The sequence below is a fragment of the Arthrobacter sp. Leaf234 genome (genome assembly GCF_001422665.1).
Classification (GTDB): Bacteria; Actinomycetota; Actinomycetes; order Actinomycetales; family Micrococcaceae; genus Arthrobacter_D.
The window spans coordinates 1,391,035-1,406,980 of the sequence record NZ_LMLU01000001.1 but is presented as its reverse complement, the minus strand read 5'-3'; the positions used below and the strand labels follow the sequence as shown (position 1 = coordinate 1,406,980).

Genomic DNA, 15,946 nt, shown 5'->3' with positions numbered 1-15,946 from the left:
TTCGATCGTGGTCACTTGGAGTCTCCTGCGTAGTGGACCCAGCTCTTGGAGGTGCGGAAGAGGATGAAGGCCAGGACTCCGACGGCGAGCAGGAGGACCCAGGCCATGGCCGAGGCATAGCCCATCTGGTTGTTCGCGAAGGCCCGGGTGTAGAGGTACACGGTGTAGAAGTTCGTGGCTCCCCCGGGTCCGCCGGTCCCGGAGCCGATGATGTAGGCCGAGGCGAAGATCTGGAAGGCGTTGATCATCTCCAGCAGCAGGTTGAAGAAGATCACCGGCGAGAGCATCGGCACCGTGACGCTGATGAACTTGCGCCAGGACTTCGCGCCGTCGACCGACGCCGCCTCGTACAGTTCTGCGGGGACGCCCTTGAGCCCGGCGAGGAAGATGACCATGGGGGCGCCGAACTGCCACACGGCCAGCAGGATCATCATCGGCATGATCAGCGACGGGTTACCGATCCAGCCGCCCATGGTGATGCCGAACAGGTTCAGCGTGCTGTCCACCGGTCCCTCGGTGGAGAACATGGCTCGCCACACGAGGGCGATGCTCACGCTGGCACCGATGAGGCTCGGCGCGTAGAACGCGGAGCGGAAGAATCCCGTGCCCCGGGCCTTGTAGTTCAGCAGCATGGCCACGGCGAGCGCGGCTGCGAGCTTGATCGGCGTCCCGACGAGCACGTAGATCAGCGTGATCCTCACCGAAGCCCAGAACCGCTCGTCGCCGGCCATCCGGGTGAGGTTCTCGAGGCCCGTCCACTCCGGGGCGGTGAAGAGGTTGTAGTCCGTGAAGGCCAGGTACAGCGAGGCCAGCATGGGACCGAGGGTGAGCCCGACGAAGCCGAGCAGCCAGGGCGAGAGGAACACGTAGCCGGCGACCGTGTCCCGGTTCCTGCGGCGGGGCCGGGGCGAGCCCGTCCGGCGATGGTCCGCCGGACGGGCACCGGATGCGGCGGTGCGTGGTGTTGCCGGCGCATGCGCCGAATCCGTGGTCACGGGCTGACTCCTTGTCCTGCTAGTTACCGAGCGTGACGGCGGCCTCGTCGAAGAACTGCTTCGCGGCGTCCTCCGGCGTGACTGCGCCCAGGCCGATCGACTTGCCGAGGTCCCAGAAGGTCTGCTCGATGGCGCCGAAGCCGTTGACGGGTGCCGCCGGGGCGTCACCGATGCGGTCCTCGATCGAGTCGAGGTAGTCCTTCACGGCCTGGTCGGGTCCCTCGAGGTTCGCTCCCTCGAGCTGGGTCTCCGAGGCGGGGATACCGAGCGTCGCACCGAAGATCTCGCCGACCTCGGGGCTGTTGATGAGGAAGTCCACGAATGCTGCGGCAGCTTCGGGATGTTCCGTCTGGGCGGACGCAGCCTGCATGAGGCCGACCTTGCGGTACAGGTCCTTCTCGTCGGGGTTGCTCGTGGGAGGGGCCACGATGGTGATCTCCTCGGCCCCCGAGTCGCCGAGGTAACCGCCAAGGAAGTTGCTCCAGCTCATCTCGCTGGTCGTGATGGATCCGCCGAAGCCGGAGACCGGGTTGATCTCCTCCAGCTTGCTCTGCGGGACGGTGACGCTGTCGCGGTTCTCCTGGCCCTCGGTCCAGTGCTCGGCCAGCTCCTCCTGCGTGAAGTTGAGCTCACCTTCCTCGGTGAACAGTTCACGGCCCTGCTGCCGCAGCTTCAGCTCGAGGTCCTGGATGCGCTGGGTCGTGTCGGTGCCGCCGTAGACGGTCCCGCCACCCGCCTCGGTCACGGCGGCCATGTAGGCGTCGTAGTCCTCCCAGCTGGTGCCACCCTCGTAGGGTTCCACCCCGGTGTCCGCGAGCAGACCCGGGTTCTGGAACACGGACCAGGCGCTGTAGCCGGTAGGGATGGCGAAGGTCCCGTCCTCCAGCGTGCCGGTCGCCAGGAGGGTCTCGTCGATCGCGTCGGTCGTGACGCCGTTGCCGAAGTAGTCCTCGAGGTTCAGCAGCAGGCCGTTGTCGCCGTACTGGCGGAGGTAGGTGTAGTCGAACTGCATGACGTCGGGCAGGCCACCACCGGCAGCCTCGGTCTGACGCTTCTCCCAGTAGGAGGGGTAGTCGGTGAAGGTGTCGTTGATCGTGATGTTCGGGTATTCCTCCTCGAACGCGGCGATCGCCTTGTCGTACCGCGCAGCGCGGTCGTCGTTACCCCAGAAGGTGTAGTTGAGGGTGATCTGCTCCTCGGTGTCGAGGGCGGCCGGCTCATTCCCGCCACCGCCGCAACCGGTCAGGACCAACCCGGTGGCCGCGAGGGCCGCGACACCCGTCAGGGTGCGCCGTGTAAGAGTGCGGAACATCGTTGTCCTCCTGGAAAACTTCATCGTCAGCCATCGTGGGACGCTTCGGGAAAGCGTTATCCCACAGCGTAGATTGAATCGTATCAATGGTCAACAGTCGGATGAGGGCGGGACATCGTCGCCCACTATCCTCGCTCATCCGGCACGTGAAAGGATGCACCCCATGCCCCAATTCGACATGCCGCTCGCCGAACTGCAGCGATACCGCCCCGAGCGTGACGAGCCCGCCGACTTCGATTCCTTCTGGGACCGCACGCTCGGGGAGCAGCGCATCCATCTGGCACCCCCGGTGTTCGAGGAGGTCGATGCCGGGTACTCGCAGCTCGTCACCGAGGACGTGACCTTCGCCGGCTTCGACGGTCAGCCCGTGAAAGGCTGGCTGCTACGACCCCGGCACGTGGAGGGCCCGCTGGCGGCGGTCATCACGTACATCGGGTACGGTGGCGGCCGCGGCCTCCTCGGCGAATGGACGAGCCTGCCGAGCGCCGGCTACGCCCACTTCGTGATGGACCTGCGCGGCCAGGGTGCCGGGCACAGGACGGGGGACACGAAGGACGGCCCCCTCGCCGGGCCGCACTCCGGCGGCTTCATGACCCTGGGCATCGAGGACCCCGACACCTACTACTACCGGCGGCTCTTCGTGGATGCGGTGCACGCCGTGTCGGCGGCGCAGGCCCACCCCGCCATCGATGCGTCGCGGATCGTCATCTCGGGCGGGAGCCAGGGCGGGGGTATCACCCTCGCCACGGCGGCACTCACCCAGCGTGTGAACGGCGTCCCTCCGGTGGCCGCGATCGTCGACGTCCCCTTCCTCGCGCACATGCGGCGCGCCACCGAGATCGTGGACACGGCGCCCTACGCGGAGATCTCGAGATACCTCGGGACCAGGCGCAACGACGTCGACGCCGTCTTCCGGACGCTGAGCTACTTCGACGGCGTGAACTTCGCTGCGCGCAGCACCATGCCCGCACTGTTCTCCGTGGGACTGCTCGACGACGTGTGCCCGCCGTCGTGCGTCTTCGCGGCGCACAACCACTATGCAGGCCCTACCCGGATGAAGGTCTACCCGTACAACGGCCACGAGCAGGGCGGCGCCTTCCAGGACGTCGAGCACCTGGCGTTCGTCCGTGAGATCGTGGCCGGCTGAACGTGCGGCGTGCTGCGAGCGGTCCTCAGGACTGCCGGGGTACGTGCAGGACCGTCGTCGCGTGGTCGTAGCCACCCGCGACCAGGAGACGCAGCACGCCCGGATCGACGTCGGCCAGGGTGTTCACGTAGAGGCATCCCGCTCCACGCCGGTGCTTCCCGAGGCGCGCGAGCAACTCCCCCGCGCCGGGGCCGTAGGTCAGTCCGTACAGGACGAGGTGCGCCTTCCGCGGGGAGAATCCGACGGCTGCGGCGTCACCCTGGTGGCCGGAGGCGTATCTGTAGTGGTAGGAGCCGAAGCCCACGATGGACGGTCCCCACATCGTGGCGGGCGCACCGGTCACCGCGCCCATCAGGGCTGCGAGCGCCTCCCCGTCCCCGCGGCGGACGGGGTGCTGGACGGCTGCGAGGAAGGCCGCGGGGTCCTCAGCGGTGGGTCGCGCGACGGGATCGCCCATGGGTCAGGACTCCGGCGCCGTCGGGACCATCAGCGCAGCTGGACGGCACGGTCCTGGAACCAGCGGATCAGTTCCTTGAGCGCCTGCAGCGAGTGCGTGGGTTCCTGCTCGCGCTCGAGATCCGAGAACGTGCTCCGGTAGCCCGGCACGTCCTCCTCGAGGGTCTCCGACACGGGCTCGTAGCCCATCGTCCAGTCGGGGAACTGGCGTTCGTCGATGGTCTCCTGCAGCAGGACCCGCACGTCCGTGTGCTCGGGGTCCGCGGCGATGATGGACATCCGGCGCCGCAGCTGGTCCTCCGGCCCTTCGAGGACCTGCAGGAAACGCCCGTTGCGGTAGAGCAGCATGCCCGTGAGCTCGTGACGGGCGTTGTTCGCCCTGCACAGCGCGAGCAGGGCGCCGAGGCCCTCGTCGTCGTAGGGATGAGCAGCGCTGCTGGAGTAGACGATCGACAGCAGGTCACGGGAAGCGTTGGTCACACCTGCCAATCTAACCGACAATCACGGCGTGGAACGAGCCACTTCCTCCGGGCATGGATCCGGCAGGGCCGCGTACCCGTCCGCACGCGGCCCTGCCGGACACTTCCGTCCGCCCCCGTCAGTGCAGGGTCGGCAGGACCAGGGACGCCGAGCGCTCCAGCGTCGTGCGCGCCTGTCGTTCGACCGAGCCCGGCTTGTCCCTGCCCAGCCGGTCGATGAACTTCTCCACGGCACGAGCGGCCTGCCCCGCCTGGTCCCGGTCCACCGCGCGCCGTGCCTGATCGAGCGGGGCGCGGAGCTGCTGCGCGGCCGGCCCGGTGACCCGGCCGGAGGCGATGAACTCCTCGAGCTGCCGCTGCAGGGCCGGCAGGGCGCCGGGCAGGAAGGCGTCCGCCACCGGCACCGACGCGAGGTCGGTGTCGGAGGCCAGGTAGAAGCTCGTGTACGCGGGCTGGTTGTAGGCCGTGTTCTGCCGGGCGATCTCCGCGCGGTACTGGGGGTCGTGCATCAGCGTGTACAGCTTGCGGTCCGTCACCTCGGTGCTCGTGAAGATCCTGATCGCCGAGCTGTCCGCCGTCCGGACGAAGAGTTCCTCGCGCCAGTCACCGAACACGTCGGCGACGAGCGACGGATTGCCCTTGGTTCCGTTGTTGGTCCGTGTGTCGGTCGCCGTCAGCAGCCGGCCACGGCGTGCGTCGTCGATGGTGGGGGTCTGGTTCCCCGATCCGTTGACGAGCTGCGTGGTGCCGTCCCCGGCCCAGCGGATGCTCATGTTGGTGCCGTACCCGGCGGGCTGCAGGAGCGTGCCCGAGGCCGAGCGGAGTCCGACGGCCCAGTTCTCCAGGCCCCGGACGGCCGGATCGACGTCACCGATCATGCCGCGTCCGGTGTCCTTGCCCGTGTACCCCCCGAAGAGCACCTCGCCGTTCGAGGCGTCACGCATGGTCCATCCGTAGGGTGCACCCGTGGCGCCCTCGTGGACCGAGAAGATCTCCTGGCCCGGACGGTCGGGGTCGATGTCCGTGACATGCATCGCATCGCCGTGACCGAGCTTCGCCACCGTGCCCGGAGCGGCGCTCCCGGCGGGGAGGGTGTCGAAGGAGCTGTAGAGGAGCGAGCCGTCGTCGTCGATGGTCGCGCTGCCGTAGACGATCTCCTGCCGCCCGTCGCCGTCCACATCGGCTGCGCTCAGGGAGTGGAAGCCCTGCCCGGTGAGGGTCCCGAAGTCGGGGCTGGTGCCCGTGCCACCGTGCGGTCCGTCGTTGAAGGGGTTGGACATGGGGACGTGGCCCGAGTCCACGGACCAGTCGCGCGTCAGCTGCTCACCGTCCCAGCGGTAGGCGACGACGGTGGCCCGCGTGTAGTAGCCGCGTGCGAAAACGGCCGACGGGTTCTTACCGTCGAGGTAGGCCACGCCCGCGAGGAAGCGGTCCACGCGGTTACCCGGCTCGATCCGCGCCATCGCGTAGTCGCCCCACATCAGGCCGTCGTCACCGCGGCCGGGCTCGTAGGGCACGGTCTCCAGTTCGGCTCCGGTGGCCCCCTCGAACACGCTCAGGTACTCGGGCCCGTCCACGATGAAGCCCTCGAACCCGCGGAGGTTATTGCGGGCACTGCGGAACGGAGCGTAGACGTCCATGAAGTAGTCGGCCATGGCCCGCGCGTCGGCGTCGGAGAGCGGGTACTCGTACCGGGGTTCGATCCCGAAGGCCTCCTCGAGGGTGGCGGGCCAGTTCCCGGCGGCCACCTCGGGGTGGTCCTTCCAGCCGGAGAAGAGGTCGACGACGTGCTCGTAGTACCCCGCGGCACTGAGCCGGTAGTCGTCGGTGTCGCCGAAACCTGCAGCGACGTCTGCCTGGGGCAGGGTGACGTACTCCTCGGAGAGCACGCCACCGTCCGGGCCGTAGGTGGTGGTCTTCGTGCCGGGCGCCGTCTTCAGCATCAGCTCCGAGCGGCCGTCGCCGTCGAAGTCGGACACCATGAACTGCGTGTAGTGGGCGCCGGAGCGGATGTTCACCCCGAGGTCGATCCTGCTGAGCAGTCGACCGTCCGCGGCGTACGTGTCGACATAGGTGTTGCCCGTGTACCCGACCTGCGACACGTCCTTCGAGTTCGAGGGGTCCCACTTCACGAAGTACTCGTAGGAGCCGTCACCGTCCACGTCCCCGACGCTCATGTCGTTCGCCGCATAGGTGTAGGCCTCCCCTGCCGGCGTGACACCGTCGGCCGGTCGGTCCAGCGGGAGGTCGGTGTACGCCTGGGCCCAGGGGTCCACCTCGGCGCTGTGGTCCACCTCGAGTCCGTCGACGACGGCTGCGACGCTGTAGCGCGCAGCACCCGCTGCGGCGGGCCCGGTGACGGAGGGATCCAGGAAGTTCGTGCTGTCCGTGACCGTCGCGATCGGTCGTCCGTCCCGGTACACCGTGAAGTCGGGTCCGCCGGCGCCGGCCGCTCCCTCCGCCGCCTCGGTGGCACTCAGGCGCCAGCTGAGGAAGACGCCCTGCGGCGTGGCGGCGGCGACCAGGCCGCGGTCGAGGTATTCGAGCTGGACCCCGCCGATCGGCGCCGCGTTCGCCTTCCCCCCGCCCTGGGCGAGGGCGGGGACCGACAGGCCGGCGGTGAGGAGGACTCCGGCGGTCAGGGCGACGCAGACGGGCCGTGCTGTTTTCTGTACCGAACTCATCATTGAATCCTCTATTTGGAAAACGCTTTCCTTAACACGCTAGGAGTCCCCCCGGGATCCGTCAAGGGCAGGCACGCGAAAAGGGGGCGGCCGAAGCCGCCCCCTCTCCCCCTTCCCTGCGATGCAGGTCCGGGCCCTACGCCGGGTGGTGCCCCGGCACGTGCTGCGCGATCAGGTCCCGCACCGGGGCGTACAGCGGGTGATCCGCCCCGAGGCCGGTGATCGACGTCGTCGCCTCGTCCGGGGACTGGGATACGAGGATCTCGGCCAGCGCCGCGACCTCCGGATCGTCCTGCGCCGTGAAGGTCAACGCCGCCCGCATCGCCTCGAGCAGGGCTGCCGGGTGGACGCCCTGCTCAGCCAGTTCGGCAGCCGGTCCCACGAAGCGCTCATGACGGCTCAGCTTCCGCAGCGGCGCTCGTCCCACGCGCACCACCGTGTCCGGCAGGTGCTGGTTCGTGAAACGGCGCAGGATCTTCTGGACGTACGCTTCCTGCTCCGCCTCGTCGAAGCCGTGCTTCGACACCAGCAGCTGCTTGGTCTCGTCGAGGACCGCGCGCACCTTGCCCGCGATCCCCTCGTCCGCCATCGCGTCGGCGATCTTGTCCACACCGGCCGCGTAGCCGAAGTAGGCGGCCGAGGCATGTCCGGTGTTCACCGTGAACAGCTTGCGCTCGATGTACGGGGCGAGGTCGTCCACGTAGGTGGCCCCCGGGATCTCCGGAGCCCGGCCCGCGAACGGCGTGCGGTCGATGACCCACTCGAAGAAGGTCTCCACCGTCACGTCGAGACCCTGACCCTCGGCCTGGTTCGGCACGATCCGGTCGACGGCCGTGTTGGCGAAGACCGCCCGGGCCGTGAGGTCAGCACCTTCGTAGACCTGTTCCACCTCGCGCCGCAGGAGATCCGTCGCGTTGATGGCGTTCTCGCACGCCATGACCTGCAGGGGTGCCGACCCGGCTCCGCGCTGGGCGATGGCCCGGGCGATGACCGGGGCCAGGAACTTCAGGACATTGGGTCCCACGGCGGTGGTCACGATCTCGGCCGAGGCGATCTCCGCGACCACCTCCTCCTCCTGCGAGCGCGAGTTCAGGGCGCGGTAGTTGTCCACCGTCTTCACCGCGGGCTCCTCGCCGACCTCGTGGACCTCGTAGCCGGGCGTCGAGGCCAGCTGATCGATCAGGGCGTCCGCGACGTCGGCGAAGACCACCTCGTACCCGGCTTCGTGGAGCAGGAGCCCCACGAAGCCGCGTCCGATGTTGCCGGCACCGAAATGTACTGCCTTCACTACGCATTGACCTTTCCGAAGAGGGCGAGGACCTCGTCCACCGAGGTGGCCTCGTCGAGCTTGGCCACCTGGTCCTTGTCGGAGAAGACACGGGCGATCGCCGAGAGGATGGACAGGTGCTCGTTGTTGACGCCTGCGACGCCCACCACGAACTTCACCTGCTTGCCGTTCCAGTCGATGCCCTCCGGGTAGCGCACGATCGACACGGCCGAGCGCTTGATCAGGTCCTTCGCCGCATTGGTACCGTGCGGGATGGCGAGGAAGTTCCCCATGTAGGTCGGGACCGACTTCTCGCGCTCGTGCATGGCGGCGACGTAGGTGGCATCCACCGCGCCGCGATCCACCAGCAGGCGGCCCGCCTCGTTAATGGCGTCCTCCTGCGTCGTGGCCCTGCCGTGCAGGACGACGCTCTCCTCGGCCAGGACGTCGTTGCCGCCCCCGGCTGCATCGCCGTCGCTGACGTCGTCGACCTCGGATGCCGCTGCTGCGGGCATCGGGGCCTTCGGGTCCACGCCGCCCTCGGCCGCCGCACTGGCGCGGACCAGTTCGACGATCTCGTCGTACCGCGGGCTGTTCATGAAGTTGTCGACGGCCACGTGCGTGGCGCTCCGCGTCAGGGGCTCGGCACGTGCGGCGAGGTCCTGGTGCGTGACGACGACGTCGTAGTCGTCCTTCAGATTGGCGATGGCGGAGTTGGTGACCTTGACGTCCGGGAAACCGGCGGCCTTGATCTTGTTGCGCAGCACCGAGGCGCCCATGGCGGAGGAGCCCATTCCGGCGTCGCAGGCGAAGACGATCGAGCGGATGGGACCGTCGGTGGCCGACGAGGACGCGAAGTTCACGGCGACCGAGCTCTTCTTGCCCTTCAGGCCCTCCATCTTGGCTGCGGCACCCGAGATGTCGTCGTCCGAGGCCTTCGAGGTCTTGAGGATGACGGAGCCGATGAGGAAGCTGACCGCTGCTGCCATGAGGACGGACAGTGTGATGCCCACGAAACTGTCGGACGCCGTCGCCGCGTAGACGGCGATGATGCTGCCCGGCGCCGCGGGCGAACGCAGGCCGGCTCCCGTGAGGACGAGCGTGAAGATCCCGGCCATGCCGCCGCCGATCACGGCGAGGACCATGAGGGGCTTCATGAGCACGTAGGGGAAGTAGATCTCGTGGATGCCGCCGAGGAACTGGATGATGATGGCGCCGGGAGCGGAGGCCTTGGCCATGCCGCGGCCGAAGATCGCGTAGGCGAGCAGGAGGCCGAGACCGGGGCCGGGGTTGGCCTCGAGCAGGAACAGCAGCGACTTCCCCGTCTCGGTGGCCTCCTGCGTGGCAAGGGGTGTGAGCACGCCGTAGTTGATGGCGTTGTTGAGGAAGAGGATCTTCGCCGGCTCGATCAGGATGCTGGTGAAGGGCAGCAGGCCGTTGCTGACCAGGAAGTCCACGCCCCTGCCCGCGGCGTCGCTGAACAGGGTCACCACGGGGCCGACGGCCAGCAGGCCGAAGACCGCCATGAGCGCCGCGAAGATTCCCGCGGAGAAGTTGTTGACGAGCATCTCGAAGCCGGGGCGGATCTTGCCGTCCCAGATGGAGTCGAGCTTCTTCATGAGGTACGCGGTGAGCGGGCCCATGATCATGGCACCGATGAACATCGGGATGCTCGTCCCGACGATCACGCCCATCGTGGCAGCGGCGCCGACGACTCCGCCGCGGGTCTCGTAGATCATCTTGCCACCGGTGTAGCCGATGAGCAGCGGCAGCAGGTAGGTGATCATCGGGCCGACCAGCCCCACGTTCGGATCCCCCGCCGCGTTCTCCCCGAAACCGCCGAGGACGCCCACGGGGAAGTATCCGGCCTCGATGAACAGCGCAGTGATCAGGCCCCAGGCGATGAACGCACCGATGTTGGGCATGATCATCGCGGAGAGGAAGGCTCCGAACTTCTGCACGCGGACCCGGGCACTGGTGCCGGATCGTGCCTCTACTTGTATTGCCACATTCTTTCCTTACCGTTGTCCCCGCAACTCTGCCGGGAGGGATGGGTGGTGGGTGAAGTGCGTCAGCTCCCGGATCTGCTGGAGATCCGCTGGAGCCATTCGAGGAAGAGCTTGAGTTCCGAACTGGAGAGCTGGTCCGGATGTGAGGACTGGAGCGCCGCGTTGAGGGCGATCGCGGCCACGACGACCGACGGCGTCCCCTCGGTGTCGGTCACCGGGTCCGCTTCCGAATCGGTGGCGACCGCGGAGATCACGGCCTCCCGTGTCATGGCGGAGAGCTCGAGGTTGCGTTTGGCGGCCGGTTCCGCGATCAGCATCAGCGTGACGCCGATGTTGGCCGCGAGCATGCTCCGTGCAGCCTCGTGGGGCGAGACCACGAGGCGGGCCGCCTCGGCGGCGCGGGCGAGGACCTCCTCGAGGAACGCCTCGGCACTCGCCACCATCGACGGGCGGCGTTCCGGGCGGATGTTGCCGAACATGACGAGATAGAGATGCGGGTGGTCGAGCCCGAACTGCACATGGTTGTCCCAGTGCATCCGGAGGTCCTCGATGGGCTGGCCCGAGGTGGGGAGGGATCGTTCTCCGTCGAGATACTCGGAGAAGCCCTCCGCGACGACGGCGTCGAACAGGCCCTCCTTGTCACCGAAGTGGTGGTACAGGGTCGGCGCCGACACCCGGGCGGCCTCCGTGATCTGCCGGGTCGAGACGGGCTCGCCGTTGGACTCCGCGAGCAATGCCGCAGCGGCCCTGAGCAGCCTGGTCTTAGGCGCGGGTTCGCCTACCTTTTTCATGCCTGCTACCGTAACACCTATAGCACTGTTATATGAAGTGGCTCACACAAGCCCTTTGCGTCCGGCGGCACAATGGTGTTAGACCGAGACCACCACCGGCAAGGAAACGAGGACGTTCAATGGAGAATTTCGCAGGGGTCGGAGTCAGTCCCGGACGCGTGATCGGACCCGTCCGCCACATGCCGACACCCGTCAGCGAACCTCCCGCAGGTGAACGCCACGACTCCCCGGACGCTCCCGACGAGGCCGTCGCCGCACTGAAGACCGCGTCGAAGGCGGTGCAGGAGGAGTTGAAGCGCCGCGCCGGCATCGCCAAGGGCGACGCGAAGGCCGTGCTCCAGGCGACCTCACTCATGGCTGCGGACCCCATGCTGCTGAAGTCCGCGACGAAGCTGATCACCAAGGGGACGTCCCCGGCCCGCGCCGTGTGGGAGGCCGGCGCATCGGTCGCCGAGATGCTCCACAACCTCGGCGGCTACATGGCCGAGAGGACGGCCGACGTCCTGGATGTCCGGGCGCGGATCGTCGCCGAACTGCGCGGCCTGCCAGCACCCGGCATCCCCTCCTCCGACACGCCCTTCGTCCTCGTCGCCGAGGACCTCGCCCCCGCCGACACCGCCACACTCGATCCCGCCATGGTCCTCGCCCTCGTCACCTCGGGTGGCGGTCCGCAGTCCCACACCGCGATCATCGCGCGCTCACTGGGCCTGCCCGCCGTCGTCGCCGCGACGGGTGTCGACGGGATCGAGAAGGACGCCGTGGTCTACGTGGACGGCGCCGCGGGCACCATCGCCCTCGATCCCGGCGCGGAGGAGGAAGCCGCCGCCGAGGCCTACAGGACGGCGGCCGCCGCCCTCACCGTGTTCGACGGCGTGGGCGTCACCTCCGACGGTCACGAGGTCCCCCTGCTCGCCAACGTGGGCGGAGCGAAGGACGCCGTCAAGGCAGCCGAGGCGAACGCCCAGGGAGTCGGCCTGCTCCGCACGGAGTTCTGCTTCCTGGAACGCGACACGGAACCGACGGCCGAGGAGCAGATCGAGGCGTACAAGGGTGTCTTCGACGCGTTCCCCGGCAGGAAGGTGGTGGTGCGCACGCTCGATGCGGGCGCCGACAAGCCGCTGCCCTTCCTCACCGACGCCTCCGAACCGAACCCGGCCCTCGGCGTCCGCGGCTACCGGACCGACCTCACCTCCCCGGGTGTCCTCGAGCGCCAGCTCGCGGCGATCGCCGATGCCGCAGCACAGGCCACCGCCGACGTGTGGGTCATGGCACCGATGATCTCGACCGCCGAGGAAGCGGCCGACTTCGCCCGCATGTGCGCCGCCGCCGGTCTGCAGACCCCGGGCGTCATGGTGGAGGTCCCCTCCGCCGCGGTCATGGCGGAGGCGATCCTCGGTGAGGTGGCCTTCGCGAGCCTGGGCACCAACGACCTCACGCAGTACACCATGGCGGCCGACCGCCAGCTCGGCTCACTCGCGGCCCTCAACAACTCGTGGCAGCCCGCGGTGCTCCGCATGGTGCAGCTGACCGTGCAGGGCTCCGCCGCGGAGGGTCACGACAAGCCGGTGGGTGTGTGCGGCGAGGCTGCGGCGGATCCCGCTCTCGCCGTCGTGCTCGTGGGGCTCGGCGTCTCGACGCTGTCGATGACGCCGCGCGCCCTCGCCGGGGTGGGCGCCGTGCTCGCCAGCGTGACGCTCGCCGACGCCCAGCGGATCGCCGGGATCGCGGTCGCCGCTCCCACGGCGGCCGAGGCGAAGACCCGCGCACGGGCGGAACTGCCGGTGCTCGAGAAGCTCGGCCTCTAGCCCCCGGGACGGCGGTCGGGGCGTATGCGGCGCTGCCGCGCTCCTTCGCTGTCGTCTAGCCTGCGGCTGCGAGCTGCACCGTCCAGTCCTCCCGTGAGGCGAGCAGAGCTGTCCGGCCGACGACCTCGGCGCGCGGGTCGAGGGTACGGAACAGCAGCACGGGTCCGCGGGCCGTCTCCAGGCGGGCGACGGCACGGTCCGCCGCGGACTCCGTGCGGCGGTCCCCGCCCTCCGACCACGCGAGCGTGAGGGTGGGCTCGATCGGTAACCGCCGGCCCTCGACCTCTTGGAACTGCTCGGCCTGCGGGGCGCCGTCGTACACCGCCTCCGCGAGGGTGGCGAGGTACACGGGATCGGCGACGCCGTCGTACACCCAGCGCTGCCCCAGTGCGGGATGATCGAGCGTGCCTACGAGGTGCCCGGTCCACGCGTCCACCGGGGCGCCACGATAGGTCAGGGGAATCTGGAACAGATCCGGCCCCACGCCGATCAGCAGGGTCTCCACGCCCACCTCACCCTCGGGATCGTCGAAGCGGAAGGATGCCACGCGGGCCGGTGCCCCCGACAGCCCGGACGCCCAGGGCTGCTGCGGCAGCCACCCGACGAGGAGCTCGAGCTTGGAGGGGCGCAGGGTGACGTCGTGGATGAGGGCCATGGGCCCAGCCTAGATGCCGGGTGGATCCACCCGGCCGACCGCCGGCAACGGCACGCGCGCCGCCGCCGCGAAGGCCGTGCCCGGGACGGCACCGTCGGCGACGAGGACGGACCAGGTCCAGTCCACCGTGGCCGCCGGGGCGAGCGGGACCTCCTCGTGGAAGAACGGCGCCGCACACAGCATCGGGGTACCGGTGGTCCGCACGAACCAGGGCGTAGGCCCGCCGTGAGCACCCCGCCCGGCGACCATGAGCACCGATGCCGTCGCTGCACGGACGCCGAGCCAGGACCCCCGGCGCCCCATGGCCTCCGCCTCGTCCAGCTCGACGGCGGTGGGCGCGGGCGGCCCTACTCCCCCGGCGCCCCGGTCCGGGTCACGCGCGGGGCTCGGATCGGGGGCGCCGAGGACGGTCGCACCGTCGAAGGTCTGCGCCAGCCGCAGGAAGAATCCGCCGTAGCCGGCAGCTGGCCGTCCCGACGTGGTCGGGCTCCCGAACGCCAGGCCGCCCCCGCCGGTGTTGGTCCAGCGACTGCTGACCGTGGTGCGGAACCAGTCGACGCCGCCGGCCCCGATGGTGTCCACGCGCCAGGTCCTCTCCTCGGCGAGGACCTCGGTGCCGTCCGCCGCCCGCCAGACGAGCTGCTGCCGCACGCGGCCGTCGGTGCCGTCGGTGGAAGCGCTGTCGGTGGAAGCGCCGTCGGTGGAAGCGCTGTCGGCGGAGCCGACCTGCTGGACACCGTTGTTCGGCAGCTGGACGTAGCCCTCGCCCCGCAGGAAGGTGGGGCCTCCCCAGAAGTTGACGGGATGGGCCTGCCCGGTGACCGTCACCGTCGAGACGGCGATCCCCAGGCCGTGGTGCCAGGGGTGGTCGGACGGCCGATCACCGGAGACCGTCAGCCCGCCGGGCGTGAGGAGCGGGTGGACGAAGGGGCGCGGTGAGTGGACGGCGGGCTCGTCGGTGCCGTCGTGCAGGAGTCCCGCCCGGCGCCCACCGACCGAGAGGGGGACGGAGGCGCTCACGCCGTCGTCCCGCCGGTCCCGTCCGCGCGTCGCCTGCCATCCGTGACCGGGGCGGCCAGCGGCCCCCGCAGCGCCGGATCGGCGAGGTCCGCGCGGGCCAGCCAGCGACCCTCGCGCGCCGACGCGTAGATCCCCGTGACGATCTCGAGCGCCCGGCTCGGGTGGGACACGATCGGGGGCATGCCCCCACCCGAGCGCAGTGATGCGTAGATCTCGGCGAGGAGCGCGTCGTGCCCGCTGGGGATCTCGAGCTCGGGCAGGACCCATGCCGAGGACGTCTCCTCGTCGACATGGGCCGCCGGGGTGATCGTCCAGTCGGCGTGCGCGTGCCCGTACAGGTGCTCCAGCTCGATGGTCGCGTGCTCGGTGTCGATCCTGATGAGACTCGACTGACGGGGCCCGAGGACGGTGGTGACCACCGACGCCACGGCCCCGGAAGCGAAGACGAGCGATGCGTGCGCCAGATCCTCGGTCTCGATGTCGTGCTGCTGACGCCAGAGCGTCGCGTGCACCGACTCCCACTCACCGAGGAGGTATGCGAGCAGGTCGATCTGGTGGCTGCCGTGGCTGAGGGTGGTGCCGCCGCCCTCGGTGGCCCAGGTACCGCGCCACGGCACGGCGAAGTACTCGGGTGTGCGGTACCAGTGCGTCTGGCAGAGCGCGGACAGCGGCCTGCCGAGGACACCGGAGTCGAGCAGTTCCTTGACCCTGGCCGCCGCCGACCCGGACCGCTGCTGGAACACGACGGCGAGTCCGCGGCGTGCGGCGTGGGCGGCGTCGAGCATGGTGTCGAGCTGGTCGAGGCTCAGGGCCGCGGGCTTCTCGACGACGACGTGCGCACCCGCGCGGACGGCGGCGGCGGTCTGCTCGGCATGACCGCCGGGCGGCGTGCAGATGTGCAGGACGTCGACGCCGCCTCCCTCGAGGAGCTCCTCGAGGGAGGAGAACCGGGAGGGCACGCCGTAGGCGTCGGCGAAGTCCGTCAGGTGCTGCCCGGAAGGGTCCGCGGCGGCCACGAGGTGCACCCCGTCGAGGCCCGCGAGCGCAGCTGCGTGGAGATGCGCCACGCCGCCCGTCCCCAGGATGGCGGCCCGGAGCAGCGGGGCCGGGCCATCGGCCCTGCCGGACCCAGTGGGGTCGGCGGACGGTACAGGCGCTCCGATCGGGACGGGCTGGGGCATGGATCCTCCCTGGTCGGTCGGCAGTACGGTTCTCGGAACAGTAACAGAGAAAGCGCTTACCAGCCTCGGAGGGCCGGCCTCGCACCGTGCAAGAATGGCCCTTTGACGCGGAAGATCCACCAGGGTGCGGCCGGACGGCCGGAGC

Annotated in this window: 13 protein-coding genes; 2 read left to right on the top strand and 11 right to left on the bottom strand. The window is 69.5% G+C overall.

Going from position 1 to position 15,946, the window contains the following annotated elements:
• Positions 1 to 11: 11 nt before the first annotated feature.
• Both ASF21_RS06620 and ASF21_RS06615 read right to left on the bottom strand, forming a co-directional pair.
• Entirely contained in the window at positions 12 to 995 is a 984-nt protein-coding gene (locus ASF21_RS06620) for a carbohydrate ABC transporter permease (protein WP_055768326.1), read from the bottom strand.
• A 19-nt stretch (positions 996 to 1,014) separates the two neighbouring features.
• The gene (locus ASF21_RS06615) at positions 1,015 to 2,307 is read right to left on the bottom strand and encodes an ABC transporter substrate-binding protein (protein WP_055768323.1); all 1,293 of its coding nucleotides are present in this window, start codon (positions 2,305 to 2,307) and stop codon (positions 1,015 to 1,017) included.
• Between the two features lie 163 nt (positions 2,308 to 2,470).
• Here ASF21_RS06615 and ASF21_RS06610 point away from each other — a divergent pair, with 163 nt between their 5' ends.
• Complete coding sequence (locus ASF21_RS06610; protein WP_055768321.1) at positions 2,471 to 3,454, top strand: acetylxylan esterase; 984 nt, start codon at positions 2,471 to 2,473, stop codon at positions 3,452 to 3,454.
• 25 nt (positions 3,455 to 3,479) lie between these two features.
• Here ASF21_RS06610 and ASF21_RS06605 read toward each other — a convergent pair whose 3' ends face one another.
• The 6 genes from ASF21_RS06605 to ASF21_RS06580 form a co-directional block, all read right to left on the bottom strand.
• Complete coding sequence (locus tag ASF21_RS06605; RefSeq protein ID WP_055768316.1) at positions 3,480 to 3,911, bottom strand: DUF1801 domain-containing protein; 432 nt, start codon at positions 3,909 to 3,911, stop codon at positions 3,480 to 3,482.
• 29 nt (positions 3,912 to 3,940) lie between these two features.
• On the bottom strand, positions 3,941 to 4,390 hold the full coding sequence (locus tag ASF21_RS06600; RefSeq protein ID WP_235498671.1) for a BLUF domain-containing protein: 450 nt from the start codon (positions 4,388 to 4,390) through the stop codon (positions 3,941 to 3,943).
• A gap of 118 nt (positions 4,391 to 4,508) precedes the next feature.
• On the bottom strand, positions 4,509 to 7,073 hold the full coding sequence (locus ASF21_RS06595) for a rhamnogalacturonan lyase (protein ID WP_055769286.1): 2,565 nt from the start codon (positions 7,071 to 7,073) through the stop codon (positions 4,509 to 4,511).
• Positions 7,074 to 7,209: 136 nt separating this feature from the next.
• The gene (locus tag ASF21_RS06590) at positions 7,210 to 8,361 is read right to left on the bottom strand and encodes a mannitol-1-phosphate 5-dehydrogenase (protein ID WP_055768313.1); all 1,152 of its coding nucleotides are present in this window, start codon (positions 8,359 to 8,361) and stop codon (positions 7,210 to 7,212) included.
• Positions 8,361 to 10,349: a PTS mannitol transporter subunit IICBA gene (locus tag ASF21_RS06585; protein ID WP_055768310.1), complete on the bottom strand. Its 1,989-nt coding sequence runs from the start codon at positions 10,347 to 10,349 to the stop codon at positions 8,361 to 8,363. Before ASF21_RS06585 ends, ASF21_RS06590 begins: the two co-directional genes overlap by 1 nt.
• Before the next feature lie 62 nt (positions 10,350 to 10,411).
• On the bottom strand, positions 10,412 to 11,140 hold the full coding sequence (locus tag ASF21_RS06580) for a TetR/AcrR family transcriptional regulator (RefSeq protein WP_055768309.1): 729 nt from the start codon (positions 11,138 to 11,140) through the stop codon (positions 10,412 to 10,414).
• 119 nt (positions 11,141 to 11,259) lie between these two features.
• On the opposite strand from ASF21_RS06580, the gene ptsP reads away from it, so the two are divergent.
• Positions 11,260 to 12,945, top strand: a complete 1,686-nt coding sequence (gene ptsP / locus ASF21_RS06575) for a phosphoenolpyruvate--protein phosphotransferase (protein WP_055768306.1) — start codon at positions 11,260 to 11,262, stop codon at positions 12,943 to 12,945.
• 55 nt (positions 12,946 to 13,000) lie between these two features.
• Here the strand turns inward: ptsP and ASF21_RS06570 are convergent, their stop codons facing one another.
• The 3 genes from ASF21_RS06570 to ASF21_RS06560 are packed head-to-tail and all read right to left on the bottom strand — an operon-like array spanning position 13,001 to position 15,801.
• Positions 13,001 to 13,600, bottom strand: a complete 600-nt coding sequence (locus ASF21_RS06570; RefSeq protein WP_055768304.1) for a maltokinase N-terminal cap-like domain-containing protein — start codon at positions 13,598 to 13,600, stop codon at positions 13,001 to 13,003.
• Positions 13,601 to 13,609: 9 nt separating this feature from the next.
• Complete coding sequence (locus tag ASF21_RS06565) at positions 13,610 to 14,620, bottom strand: DUF6807 family protein (RefSeq protein WP_055768300.1); 1,011 nt, start codon at positions 14,618 to 14,620, stop codon at positions 13,610 to 13,612.
• A complete protein-coding gene (locus tag ASF21_RS06560; RefSeq protein ID WP_082471281.1) occupies positions 14,617 to 15,801 on the bottom strand; it encodes a Gfo/Idh/MocA family protein in 1,185 nt (394 codons plus the stop codon). The genes ASF21_RS06565 and ASF21_RS06560 overlap by 4 nt, the downstream gene beginning before the upstream one ends.
• Positions 15,802 to 15,946: the final 145 nt, after the last annotated feature.